The following is a 13038-nucleotide window of genomic DNA, read 5'->3' as shown; positions in this document are numbered from 1 at the left end:
CGGACGTACGGGGGCCGGCCCGGTGTCCGACAGCCGGTGGCCGGAGTGATCAGCCGGTGCGCGCGTCCTGTGTCGTGGCCGGGGTCCCGGCGGGATTCCGGGCCGGCCCCTGGGCCTTTCCTCCCGGGGCGATCTCGTTCAGGTCCCGGTTGCGGGTCTCCTTGGCCGCGACCACGGCGACGACCGTCAGCAGGCTCGCGGCGATGACATACAGGGCGATCGGGGTGGAGCTGTCGTAGTCCGCGAGGAGCGCGGTGGCGATCAGCGGTGCGGGCGCGCCCGCGGCGACGGAGGAGAACTGGGCCCCGATCGAGGCCCCGGAGTAGCGCATCCGCGTCGCGAACATCTCGGAGAAGAAGGCGGCCTGCGGCGCGTACATCGCGCCGTGCATCACCAGACCCACGGTCACCGCGAGGAGCAGGTTGCCGAATCCGCCGGTGTCGATCAGCGCGAAGAACGGGAACATCCACAGGCCGACGCCGACCGCGCCGATCAGATACACGGGCCGCCGCCCGATCCGGTCCGACAGCGCACCCCAGGCCGGGATGGTGACGAAGTGGATGGCGGAGGCGATCAGTACGGCGTTCAGTGCCGTCTGCTTGGAGACGCCGGCCGAGGTGGTGGCATAGACGAGGATGAACGCGGTGATCACGTAGTAGCTGATGTTCTCCGCCATACGCGCGCCCATCGCGACCAGCACATCCCGCCAGTGGTGCCGCAGCACGGCCACGAGCGGCGTCTTTTCCACAGCGGCGCCGGCGTCCGCCTTCCGGGCCTCGGCCTGCGCCAGAGCCTGCTGGAACACCGGCGATTCATCGACAGAGAGACGAATCCACAGACCGACGATCACGAGCACACCCGAGAGCAGGAACGGGATGCGCCAGCCCCAGCTGCCGAAGGCCGCGTCCGAGAGCACGGCGGTCAGGAAGGACAGCACACCGGTCGCCAGCAACTGGCCCGCCGGAGCACCGGTCTGCGGCCACGAGGCCCAGAACCCGCGCCGCCGCGCGTCCCCGTGCTCGGACACCAGCAGCACGGCACCTCCCCACTCGCCGCCCAGTGCGAACCCCTGGACCAGCCGGAGCACGGTGAGCAGCACGGGCGCGGCGCTGCCGATCGTCGCGTGCGTGGGCAGCAACCCGATCGCGAAGGTCGCCCCGCCCATCAGCAGCAGACTCAGCACCAGCAGCTTCTTGCGCCCGAGCCGGTCCCCGTAGTGCCCGAAGACCAACGCACCCAGCGGCCGTGCGGCGAACCCGACCGCGTACGTCAGAAACGACAGCAGCGTGCCGACGAGCGGGTCGGAGCCCGGGAAGAACAGCTTGTTGAAGACGAGTGCGGCGGCGGAGCCGTAGAGGAAGAAGTCGTACCACTCGATGGTGGTGCCGATGAGGGACGCGGCGACGATGCGCTTGAGGCTGGCGGGGGCTGGTGGAGCGGCTGAGGGCGACGACATCGGCACCACTTCCTGGGGTGTGACGGGGACGTTTGCGTGTCGCCACACCGTAGGAATCCGCAGGTCAGGCGCACATGTGGCGGGGCAACATAGTTCGAGGGTTCGCTATGCGTGCGGCCACCATGCCGGCTCGTGGAAAGGCGGTTCAGGGGAGCGATGGTGGTCGAAACGAGTGCCGTCGAGGACGCGCAGTTCAGGGTGATTTGACGGTGCGGTGCTGACTCCCGTGCTGGTTTGGTGCTGACTAAAAGCCCACGTCATCACCTGTGCTCACCCCTCCCGTGCTGACTTGGTGCTGACTGCACTCCGTTGAACTCGGACATCTTGGGGCTGATCGGCTCAGGGCCGTTACGCGGTAGGCGACCTGACTGATAGGCCGACCCGGCTTGGGCCAGGCCGAACTCGCCGCCGAGACCCGCCGTTTCTTCCGCAGGCGCCAGCGGCAACCGCACATCGTCCGCGGCTACTTCGGCGGCCCCGCCGTCCGCTACGTCCTGGACGAGAACTCCATGAGTTTCTGATCGATAGGTAGCGAATCCGCATGCCCACAACCGAAAACCGTGCCTGTTGTCTCAGCTTCTCCCATCCCCTCGGGCCTGGAGCAACTGGCCCGTACCCTTTCCCCGCAACCGCTGTCGGACGCGGTGTGCCTGGCCCGGTTTTTGCCGGCCTGTCTGATCCACGCGACCGCCGTGGCCGACGTTTTCCTCTGGTGGCGATGGTGACGGCTGCCGCGGCCGGAGTGCTGGCCGGAGCGAGGTCCCTGACAGCGATCGCCGAGTGGATCAGCGATGCGCCCGTCTGGGCGAGCATGGCCCTGGGCTTCGCCGTCGACCCGTTCGCCAAGACGGTCGTCACGCTGCCGCACCCCGCCACTGTGATGCGGCTGCTCACCCGCCTCGTCGGTGACGTCCTCGACGCCGCGGTGAGCGCATCCCTGCGGGCCAGAGCCGTCGGCCGGACCACGGCGAAAGCGAGGTGGCGGGCGGTCGCCGTCGACGGGAAACAATTGCGCGGCTCACGAGCGGCGGGTGGGAAGGCGGTGTGGCTGCTGGCCGCGATGGACCACACCGGAACGGCCCTCGGGCAGCAACAGATTGAGGCGAAGAGCAACGAGACACGCGCATTTGTTTCGCTCCTGCACGACCTCGACCTGGACAACACCGTGATCACCGCCGACGCGGCGCACACGCAGCACGCGAACGGCCGGTGGCTGCGCGACCGTGGCGCCCACTACATCGCTGCCGTCAAGGGCAACCACCCTGGTCTGCTCGAGTAGTTGTGAACACTGCCGTGGGCCGACGTCGCCCTGGACCCCAAGGAGCGAACCATGGGCCGAGGCAGGCTCGAGGTCCGACACCTGAAGACGGTCACGCTCCAGCACCTCAGCTGTCCCGGTGCCCGCCAGGCCCCGCGCGTCATACGCTGGCGCAAGGACCTGACCAGCAACAAGATCACGATCGAGCGGCTGTACTTCGTCACCAGCCTCCCACCCGGCGCGGCCTCCGGAGCCCGGATCGCGGCCTGGATCCGCGGCCACTGGAAGATCGAGAACCAGCTCCACCACGTCCGTGACACCACGTTCGCCGAGGACGCCTCCACCATCCGCGCCGGCCGCCTGCCCCGCGTGATGGCCGGCCTCCGCAACCTCGCCATCAGCGTCCTCCGACAGGACGGCCGTACCAACATCGCCGCCGCCGCCACCCGCCACCACGCCCGCCACCCAGGCCGCCCTCTGGCCGCACTCGGATGGACATGATCAACCGGGACTCACGTGCTCAACCGGACAGAACCGCAACACGCAAAGTCCCTGACGCGTCAGAACCGGCACGGTTCTGCGAACCCACGGCATACGAAGGCGCCGAACCCGGATGGCGCCTCTCCTGGCGGTGCGTCAGGTGCGCGTGAATCGTCGATCACCGCAATCCGCCCGGGAGGCCCGCGACAGGGGTGAGGGGAGGACCAGGCGTCTTCCGGGCGCGGTCTCACATCCTTCGGGCGCGGCCTCGCGGCGCCGCTCACCGGTTCGCCGCAGGGCAGGGGCCCCGGCGCCGGTGCGGGCCCCGGATGGACTCGTCCGCATGGTCCGATCGTCCCGCGGTGAGGAGAACCCGGGGATGCGGCGGCGCGAGGCGGGCACCGTGGTGCGCCGGGTCGTGACGCTCCCGGAGCGGGAGGCGGACCCTTCCGCCGTCATCGCCGGGTTCCGGATTCCCCGCGTCCCCACGGAGTGGACGCCGCACTCGCACCCCTTGCACGAGCTCGTCCGGGTACGCGGGGGCACGCTGACGTTCCGGGTGGAGGACCGCGTCTTCACCGTGTCCGAGGGGTACGGACTGGGGATGCCCGCCGGAGTGGTGCACGGGGGCCGGGCGACGGCGGGCGCGGAGTTCCACGACGCCTTCTTCGCCCCGACCGCACGCCGTTCGCGTTCGGGGAACCGAAGACGATCGCGATGACGCCGTTGCTCGAGTCGCTGCCGACCGTGCCGGTGGCGTCGTCGACGTCGATCCGGTCGTTGACGTACGACTTGTCGGACACTGCGCTCACTCGGCCTCACCGTGCGTACTCGCCCGGTTCATGAACGCCGACCGCGCAGGGCCCGCCAGGCGTCCCCCACCGCGTCCTCGGCGCGCAGCCACCAGCCCTCCAGTTTGTCCCGGACCGCCGTATACGCCTTCCACCGCTTGAGCCACGGCGGCAGATCCCGGAACGGCACAAAGGTCAGGGTGTCGTCGACGGCGTTCACGGCGATGCTCCTGCGGCCGGGGCCGGCCGCCCGCAGCACGGCGTACAACTCCGGCGTCAATGCCCCGTGGAGCCGTGCCGCGGTGCCCACCGCGGTGAACGCGAACCCCCGCTGAGCGACGTCCGGCAACCGCGTCGCCCGGACGATCCGGGGCGACGCCTCCTCCAGCGAACAGTTGAAGGCCAACCCGATCGCCGCCGTCCCCAGACGCCGCTCACCACGCTCGAACGCGGCATCCCAGTCCGCGGGGTCGTCGATACCCAGCAGACCCTCGCCGCTTTCCCAGTCCCATTCGTACGCCATGACCGGTCTTCCCCCTCCGCCCGTCACCCGTCGCACTTGGGCGGGAGCACCTTCTGTTTCTTCTTGTTGTTGATCATTCCGGCCCTGACGAGTTTGGTCAGGTCCTTCTCCTTGACAGCGCCCGACGGGTACGAGGCCTGCACGTGGCCATGGTAGATCTCCTTGACGATCTTGCCGTTCTTGTCGGTTTCGTAGTCGTGCCGGTCGAGGACCACGATCTCGTTGTTGACGTGGTCCACGCCGATGCGCCGGAAGTCGTCCGGGTTGCTGCCGTCGCCCCGTGTGATGGACCGGTCCAGCGCGGCCTGGCCGTTCGCGGGGGCGCGCCCGATCTCTCCCTTGGCCGACGAACCGCTGCTCGAACCATGCTTGTCGTAGGTCGAGTCGTCGTAGATCCGGACCGGCTCGTCGCCCTCCAGGCCGAGCGGGTCGCTCCAGCGCAGCGGGTTGTCGACGTACGCGTGGTGGTTCGGGGCGGGGACCAGGCTGAGGGGGTCGGGGGTGAGGTAGCTCGCCGTGTCCGGGTCGTAGTAGCGGGCCAGGTTGTAGTGCAGGCCCGTCTCCGGGTCGCGGTACTGGCCCGGGAAGGCCAGCGGGCAGAGGCCCTCGTCGTCACCGGCCAGGGGGCGTCCCCACAGACTGGTGGTGGCCCGCCAGGCGACCGTGCCTTCCTCGTCGATCAGCTCGCTGGGGGTTCCGGCCAGGTCGGTGACGATCGCGTAGAACTGCCTGTCGATCGCGTCCGGGGCGTCGGTGCCCCGACGGGTCCGCACCTGGGCCGCCGCCCGGTGAGTGCCCGGTTCCCACTCCCAGGTGTCGGTCTCCACCCGCCCGTCGCGGAGCCTTTGCTGCTCCGCCAGGTTGGCGCGGTCCCAGCTGAAGAGGGTCTCGTCGCCGACCGAGCCGTCCTCGTGCACGCGCCACTTGGCGGTGCGCCGGCCGAGCACGTCGTAGCGGTACCGCCACACACCGCTGTCGGGCGTCACGGCCTCGGTGAGGCGGTCGTCGGCGTCCCAGGCGTAGGTCCAGATCCGCCGCAGCCCGGACAGCGTGCGCCGGATCACGCGGACCACGCGGCCCTGGTCGTCGTGTTCGTACGTGGTGCGGCCCGCCGAGGCGACCTTCGTGCCGGTATGCCGCAGCGGGCCCTGCGCGTCCTGTCCGCCGGGGGCGGGGTGAGCGGCGTCGGTGAGGTTGCCCAGTTCGTCGTAGGCGTAGGTCTCGGTCCAGGCGTCGGCCGACACCCGGGTGACGCGGCCCACCTGATCCAGGTCGAACCTGCGGGTTCCGCCCAGTCGGTCGGTGATCGAGGTGACCTGGCCGTCCCCGCGGTAGGCGTACGAGCGGGCCTGGCGCACCCGCGCGCCGCCCCGGGTGCCGGCACTGACGACTTGTTCGACGAGGCGGTGACCCGCGTCCCAGGACTGCGTCAGCATCGCGGCACCGGCCAGGCCGCGGGCGGTTTCCCGGCCGGCCGCGTCGTGGGCGAAGGTCAGCTCCCCGCCGTCGGTGACGAGCGACGTGGGCAGTCCCGCCGAGTCGTACGACCAGTGCGAGGTGGCTCCGGACGGTGTGGTGCGCCGTGTCCGTCGGCCCAGCGGGTCGTACTGGCTGGTGACCGTACGGCCGTCGACGGTTTCGGTGAGGATCCTGCCCAGGGCGTCGTAGCCGTAGGTGACCCTGCTGCCGGGGCTCACGGCCTCGATCAGCCGGCCGGCCGTGTCGTAGCGCAGGGTGGTGACGTCACCGTCGTCCGTCCGTGCCGTCACCACCCGCCCGGCGGCGTCGCGGGTGAGGCGAACCGTCTGCCCGGTGCCGTCGGTCCGCTCCACCTGATGGCCGGCGGCGTCGAGGACGTACCCGAGCCTGCGGCCGTTGAAGTCCGTTTCGCCGGTCAGGCGGCCCGCCGTGTCGTACCGGTAACTCCATTCGTCGCCGCGCGGGTTGGTCACGCCGACGAGCCGCAGCTCCGCGTCGTGGGTGAAGCGGTAGCGGGTGCCGTCCGGGTCGGTCCGGGCACTCGGCAGGTCGAACGCGCCGTACTCGAAGGCGGTGACGAAGCCACCGGCGTCACGGTGCGACGTGAGGTTGCCCTCGGCGTCGTACGACCAGGTCTCGCGGCCGCCGTCGGCCCGCTCCCGCCACAGCAGCCGGCCGTCCGGGTCCCACTCCTGCCGGACGGTTCCGCCGACCGGGTCCTCGATGCGCACGACACGCCCGAACGCGTTCCGTCGCACGGTGACGACGCTGCCACGCGGGTCCACGGCCCTCACCCGGAGCCCGGCGGCATCCGTTTCGAAGCGGAACGTGTTGCCGAGCGCGTCGGTCTGCGCGATCCGGTGTCCCCGCTCGTCATAGGTGTACGAACTCACCGCGCCCAGCGGATCGGTACTGGTGAGGAGGTTGTCCCGGTCGTCGTAGGTGCACTCCCACCGCGCACCGTCGGACTCCGTGACGGCGACGGGCAGGAAGCCGTCGTACTCCACCTGGACGCCGGTCCCGTCCGGCCTGTCCATCCGTACCGGCTGACCGTGCGCGTCCAGCGTGAAGCGGGTCGTGTTGCCCAGCTCATCGGTACGGGAGAGCAGCCGCCCGAACCGGTCCCACTCGGTGTGCACGCTGTGGCCGAGGGGGTCGGTCACGGTGGCGAGCCGGTACAGCTCGTCGTACTGGTACGTCGTCGTGTTGCCGAGCGCGTCCGTGTAGTACGTCCGGCGGTCTTCGGTGTCGTACTCGATGGTGCAGGAAAGGCTGCCGTCGGCGCCCTCGCCGGCGATGCAGCGGTCCAGGGCGTCGTAGGTGAAGCGGTACCAGTAGTCGTTGCGGTCGGTCCATGACGTGATGCGGGCACGCTCGTCGTACGTGAGCTTCAGCGGCCGGCCGCTCGAGTCGTGGATCTCGGTGAGGTTTCCTTCGGGGCTGTAGCCGAAGCTCCTGAGAACCGTGCTCTTGGGGCCGTCCTCCACGGTGCGCAGGCGGAGCCGGGTGACACGTCCGTCCGTCGTGTCGACGTGCAGGTGCCTGCCGCCCGAGTCGCGTACCGCGACAGGGGTGCCGTCGGCGTCACGATCGAAGTCGACACGAGCCCCGTTGCGGTCGGTGATCGCGGCCAGGGGCAGCGTGAAGGCCTCGTCCGCCGCGGCCGGGCTCGACCGGGGTGCGAAGTGACGAGTGATCCCCGTGGTGGGGTCGGTGATGCGAAGAGGGGTGCCCGGTGTGCCGTCCCAGTCCAGTGGCCAACGCGGGCCCTCCAGTGGCATGACGGAGCTGCCCGGCCGGGGCACCGAGTAGAAGAGCAGCATGCCGTCCTCGGTGGCGAAAACGGCTCCCTCGTCGTCCAGTTCGAGGCGTTCGTCCAGGGTGGAGGCCCAGGACGGACCGAAGCAACGGCCCCACTGGTACGTGGACAGGTGGGTGCGGCGCAGTACCAGCGGGAGCAGGCCGGGAAGTTCGACATCGGTCGCCTCCATGAGCATTTCGCCGGAGACCATGTCGATCGGATCGCCGTTCTTGCAGCGGCCCTTGGACGGCTTGGACTTCGCCGCGGCGTCGTCGGCTTCTCGGCGCAGGCCCTTTCCGAGCCCCTTGGCCATGGCTTTCAACCCTCCCGCGGCCAAGGTTTTGGCGCCCTTGGCCAGGGCGCCGAGGGTTGTCAGGCCCTTCATGCCGGGGATGCATTCCAGCACCGCGAACCCCACGTCCCACAGGGACGCCTGTCCCTTTGAGTATTTGTAGAGCGTGTCGGCGAGCAGGGCGAGCGCTGCGACCAGCACGATCGCGGCCAGGATCGGCCCGCCGATGATCATGGCGACGATGCCGACGACCGCGACGACGATCTTGCAGGCGGCGATGATGGTGTCCCAGTTGTCGAGGAACCAGTCGCCGACCTCCTCCCACCACGACCGGTTCTGGATCCCCGCGTCCGACGCCTCGTCGATCTTCGACTTGGCGTCCCGCGCGGCCTCCTCGCGCATCTTCCGCGCGTCCTCGGCCATCTTCTTCGCCGCCGCGAGCGCGTCCTGCGCCGCGGACACGTCCGACTGCGCCTTGTCCTGGGCGGATTTGGCGCTCCGCACGTCCCGGGTCGCGGCCCGCACCTTCGCCTCGTCGGGCTTGTCCGCGTCCGACCTCGATCCAGTGGGATCGTCTTTGTACTTGTCGGCCTCCCTCGTCGCCCGCCCGACCCAGGACTCCGCCGAAGTGAGCTTCGACTGCGCCGAGGACAGATCGGCACGCGCCTCGCGCGCCTTCGCCAGCGCCTTGTCGGCCAGGGCCTGGGCGCGCTCCAGCTTCGGCCAGTAGTCCGCGAGCGCGTCACCGCACATCCCGTACGACTTCTCCAGCTTCCGCAGGTTCTTCGGGACGCCGGAGAACTCCTCCTTGAACACGTCGGCGGACTTGCCCGCCCACTCCGCCAGCGTGCCCTCACCGGCCATCCCCTTCACCAGGCGCAGCGCCTCGGAGACGTCGTCGGCGAAGCCGTGCAGGACCTTGGCCAGGGTGCGCACCCGTTGCGGGTCGCCGGGGGTCGGGTCCTTGTCCAGGTCAAGGACATGCCAATCACTCGGCCGGTATCCCATGATCTTCCCCCGTTGTGACGCTTCACCCATGGAACGTGTGCCTGGGCAAAATTACTTGATCCCGTGCCCGTAGACTCGTGAGGTGAGTCACGGCCGAGCGACACCTGGTGACGACGCCTCCGATCGACGACGGTGGGAGGAGTTCGGTCCGGTGGAGCTGACGCGGCTGGCCGAGCAGCGGCCGCAGGAGCTGTACGAAGCGGCGGAGCGGTTGTGCCGCGGGGCGTCCGGCGGACGATTCGGCGGAACCTCGGCGGCGAGGGCCGTCGGGCGGATCGCCGAGACCCTCGCCGACACGTGCTCGCGGGACTGCGCCGTGTATGCCGTGGACGTCGTCGGCCGGCTTCTGCCCCTGGGGACCGAGGCCCGTGAGGAAGGCGACCGACTGAGGCGTTCGGTGGCCGCGAGACTGGTGAAGGCGCAACGTCTGCGGGACCTCGAGCCCTTGTTCGGGGAGCTGCCGGACGACCTTCACGATCCGGCGGCCGAGACGCGGGCCTGTCTCCTCGGGGAACTCGCGCTGATCGGCTCGGGGACCGGCCGGAGGTGTCTGGACGCGTACGCCGAAAGACTGCGGGAGCTGGGACACCCGCTGGCCCGGCTGCCCAGGACGCGACTGGACGTCGAGCACCGGTTCGTGGTCCGCGTGCGGGGGTTGGGGCCGGTCAGAACCCCGCAGCAGCTTCGGTCGCGTCTTCCGGAGGTTCCCCCGACCGGCAGCGGTGCGGTCGCCGGCCGCGGGGCCGTCGGCCCGGACGAGCCCATGGGCGAGGCCGCACTGGATCCATGCACACTCGAACCCTTGGAACCGGTGGCCCGCAGGTCGCTCCTCTCGCGTTGGGCTGCGCCGGTATGTCCGACCACACCGCTCCCGCTGACGAGGCTGACGCCATCGCCACGATCCAGAATGAACGCGCGCAGGGTGGGGGCGGAGTCGTCGAAGACCGCGAATCCCGGGGAGTAGTCCTTCGCCGGATCGCCGGGGATCATGAGGAGTCACACGTCAGGGGCGTACTGGATGGTGTCACGGCTCGACATGCGCGAATTATGTCAAGGGCATATGCGCTTCCGTGGCTCGGGGCAGGTGGGCCACGGATGGACGGCGGGCCCGAGCCTGGCCGCTGAGTGGAGCCTGCTCCATGTTGTCGTCTAGGCACGGTTCGGCGTCCGATCGGGTGAGCTTGTTACGGTGAGTGACATCCTTCGGGGTCCGTGGCCGAGTCCCGAGCCGGCCTGAGCGTACTTTCCCGCTCTCTCATCCAGCACGAGAATCTCCGGTGCTGGTTTGGTGCTGACTCCGGTGGGTTGGTGGCGGGAAAACAGCAGGTCCTAGCTTTGATCGAATGAGTTGTCGTACCACTCGATGGTGGTGCCGATGAGGGACGCGGCGACGATGCGCTTGAGGTTCGACGGGGCTGGTGGAGCGGCTGCGGGCGACGACATCGGCACCACTTCCTGGGGTGTGACGGGGACGTTTGCGTGTCGCCACACCGTAGGAACGAGCAGGTCAGAGGCATATGTGGTGGGGCACCATAGTTCTGGGCGCGGGAGTGCGTGCGCCCACCATGGAGGCGGTGCCAAGGTCTGCATAACAGGGCGAAGCCCGGTCGGCGCGGTCACCCCGGGTGAGACGGTCGCGGAAGTCGGCCAGCACGCTGTGGTGGAAGCCGGAATCGTCCAGCTCCATGGCCGGCGCGTATGTGAAGTCGATGCGGCAGCGCACCACCTCGGCCGCCTGACGGTCCGACAGGCCGGGCAGGAACTGCGGAACACAGACGGTGGCCGGCTGTGCGGGCGAGAGCCAGGGCCTGCCGTCGCGCGGGTACCAGTCGGCGAAGTCCTCGTCGCACCACAGCCTGTCCAGCCGGTCCCTCACCCACATCGCCGTCGTGCCGCCCGGATTGCTCGCCCGTGCGATCTGCGCGGTCAAAGACGGTACTCGCTCACCGGAACGGGGGCAGAGAGACAACGGGCACCTCGACAGATGCATCGGTCATCGAAACGACCCGGGCATGTCTCCTGATCAGGCTGCCACACAGGGAAACTCCAAGATCCCCGGCAGAGTCAAGCCCGGGGCAGGCGCAGGTCGGAATCCAGGTCCTGGTCCTGGTCCAAGTCCTTGCGCGGGTTGGCATCCTGATACCGGGCGGAGTCCGGTTCCTGTTCCGGGTCGGGGCCCGGCCCCTGGTCAAATTCCCCGTGCGCGGTGCGCAGGGGCGTCTCCCGCATCAGCAGGACGGCGGTCAGCGCGAGCAGGGCGAAGGGCACGGCGGTGGCGAACACGTCGCCGAAAGCCTGCCCGTACACCGCCCGGACGCTCTCCGCGGCCGAGGGCGGCAGCACGCCCAGGTCCGGCAGGCCGCCGTCGAGCCCGGTCCCGGCCGCGGCGTGTGCGGAGGACAGGGCGTCCACGCGGGCGGTCAGCAGGGAGCCGAGTGCGGCGAGCCCGAGTGCACCGCCGAGGCTGCGGGAAAGGACCACCAAAGTGGTGGTGGCGCCCAGGCCGTCCGGCGGCGCCGCGTTCTGGGCGATCAGCACGAGGTTCTGCGAGACGATGCCGACGCCCGCGCCTCCCGCGAACAGGGCGGCGCTCACCAGCGGCAGTGGGGTGTCCGCCCCCACGGTGCCCATGAGCGAGAAGCCGAGGACGAGCAGCAGGCCTCCGACGGTCAGGAGGCGTTTCCAGCGGCCTCGCGCGGCGATCAGACGGCCGGCGACGCTGGAGGCCACCAGCAGACCCGCGATCATCGGCAGGGTCAGCAGGCCCGACACGGCCGGCGACTGCGCCCGGGCGGTCTGGAAGTACTGACCCAGCAGGGCGGGAGCGGCGAACAGCGCCGGTCCGACCGCGAAACCGGCGAGCGCCGACAGGGCGACGGTACGGTCGCGCAACAGGCGCAGCGGCACCAGCGGATCGGCGGCCCGTGACTCGCGACGGACGAACAGCACGACCAGGACGAGCACGGCGCAGGCCGCTCCCGCGGTCGGCCAGGACACCCACGGGACGCCGTCACCGGCCCGGGTGACGGCGAGGAGGAGCGTACCGACCGCCGCGGTGAGCAGGGCCGCGCCCCAGAGATCGGGGCGGGATCCGCGCGTCGCACGCCCGGAACCGGCCCCGGGCGCGGGCAGCCGCAGTGTCCGGTGGAGGATGAGTCCGGCGCCGGCCGCGAGGAGCACGCCCAGATGGAAGCAGCCGTGCCAGCCCACCCCGGGGGTGTCGGTGAGGAGGCCGCCGAGCGGGGGGCCGGCGACCGTTCCGGCCGTGATGACCAGCGTGATGCGGCCGTTGTACCGGCCACGCTCTCGTGGCGGGACCAGCGCGGCCATGATGACCTGGGCCAGCGCGTTCACCCCGCCGACTCCCAGCCCCTGCACGGCCCGGCCCGCGATGAGCTGCCCGACATCACCGGCCAGCGCGCACCACGCCGACCCGAGGGCGAACAGGCCGAGCGAGCACTGGATCAGCGTCTTGCGGTCCGTGAGGTCGGCGAGCTTCCCCCAGAGCGGCAGACTCAGCGTGGAGGAGACCATCGTGGCCGCGACGACCCAGGTGAAGGCGGCCTGACTGCCACCCAGGTCGGCGACGACGCGGGGCAGCGCGGAGACGACCACGGTGCTGGACAGCAGGCCGGCAAAGAGGCCGAGCAGCAGGGCGCGGAACGCGCGGCGGGTTTCGGCGGGGCTCATCGGAGGGGTGCCGAGCTGCGCCATGAGGGTCCTCGGGGGGTCGTTGCCGCACGGCGCGGCGGGAAGGGTCGGGAAAGCATCGGGAAGGGATGGGAAAGGGGTCGGGAGGGGCGGGGCGCGGTGAGTGCCGGCGGAGGGCCCGGGACGCGGAACCGAAGAGGCGCCGTGACGGCTCGATGATGGCATCCGGCCGCGGACGGCGGATGCCGCCCCGGACCGTACATATCGCCGCAGTTGGGGGGAGATTCAACCAGGTGAAC

8 protein-coding genes and 2 pseudogenes are annotated in these 13038 nt (G+C 70.2%); 5 read left to right on the top strand and 5 right to left on the bottom strand.

Going from position 1 to position 13038, the window contains the following annotated elements:
- Positions 1–49 precede the first annotated feature (49 nt).
- Entirely contained in the window at positions 50–1456 is a 1407-nt protein-coding gene (locus tag ACFWVE_RS24935; protein ID WP_384017978.1) for an MFS transporter, read from the bottom strand.
- Positions 1457–1848: 392 nt separating this feature from the next.
- On the opposite strand from ACFWVE_RS24935, the pseudogene ACFWVE_RS24930 reads away from it, so the two are divergent.
- The 4 genes and pseudogenes from ACFWVE_RS24930 to ACFWVE_RS24915 all read left to right on the top strand — a co-directional run.
- A pseudogene (locus ACFWVE_RS24930) lies at positions 1849–1977 on the top strand (IS630 family transposase); the annotation flags it as partial.
- Positions 1978–2174: 197 nt separating this feature from the next.
- Positions 2175–2735 (top strand): ISAs1 family transposase, encoded by a 561-nt coding sequence (locus tag ACFWVE_RS24925; RefSeq protein WP_384017975.1) that lies wholly within the window; start codon positions 2175–2177, stop codon positions 2733–2735.
- Positions 2736–2786: 51 nt separating this feature from the next.
- Complete coding sequence (locus tag ACFWVE_RS24920) at positions 2787–3215, top strand: hypothetical protein (RefSeq protein ID WP_384017972.1); 429 nt, start codon at positions 2787–2789, stop codon at positions 3213–3215.
- Between the two features lie 358 nt (positions 3216–3573).
- Positions 3574–3935, top strand: a pseudogene (locus ACFWVE_RS24915) (cupin domain-containing protein); the annotation flags it as partial.
- Positions 3936–4034: 99 nt separating this feature from the next.
- On the opposite strand, the gene ACFWVE_RS24910 reads toward ACFWVE_RS24915, so the two are convergent.
- A complete protein-coding gene (locus ACFWVE_RS24910) occupies positions 4035–4508 on the bottom strand; it encodes a hypothetical protein (protein WP_384017969.1) in 474 nt (157 codons plus the stop codon).
- A 23-nt stretch (positions 4509–4531) separates the two neighbouring features.
- Positions 4532–9088 (bottom strand): DUF6531 domain-containing protein, encoded by a 4557-nt coding sequence (locus tag ACFWVE_RS24905; RefSeq protein ID WP_384017967.1) that lies wholly within the window; start codon positions 9086–9088, stop codon positions 4532–4534.
- Between the two features lie 82 nt (positions 9089–9170).
- Between ACFWVE_RS24905 and ACFWVE_RS24900 the strand changes: the two genes are divergently transcribed.
- Complete coding sequence (locus ACFWVE_RS24900) at positions 9171–10052, top strand: DUF6183 family protein (RefSeq protein WP_384017964.1); 882 nt, start codon at positions 9171–9173, stop codon at positions 10050–10052.
- A 543-nt stretch (positions 10053–10595) separates the two neighbouring features.
- On the opposite strand, the gene ACFWVE_RS24895 is transcribed toward ACFWVE_RS24900, so the two are convergent.
- Together ACFWVE_RS24895 and ACFWVE_RS24890 are read right to left on the bottom strand one after the other, a co-directional pair.
- Complete coding sequence (locus tag ACFWVE_RS24895; protein WP_384017961.1) at positions 10596–11018, bottom strand: transposase; 423 nt, start codon at positions 11016–11018, stop codon at positions 10596–10598.
- A 134-nt stretch (positions 11019–11152) separates the two neighbouring features.
- Positions 11153–12802, bottom strand: coding sequence for an MFS transporter (locus ACFWVE_RS24890; protein ID WP_384017958.1), 1650 nt, complete (start codon positions 12800–12802; stop codon positions 11153–11155).
- Between the last annotated feature and the right edge of the window lie 236 nt (positions 12803–13038).

This window comes from Streptomyces sp. NPDC058632, assembly GCF_042717095.1.
In the GTDB taxonomy this organism is placed as follows: Bacteria; Actinomycetota; Actinomycetes; order Streptomycetales; family Streptomycetaceae; genus Streptomyces.
The sequence above is the reverse complement of the archived record's forward strand: the minus strand, read 5'-3'. Positions and strand labels throughout refer to the sequence as shown.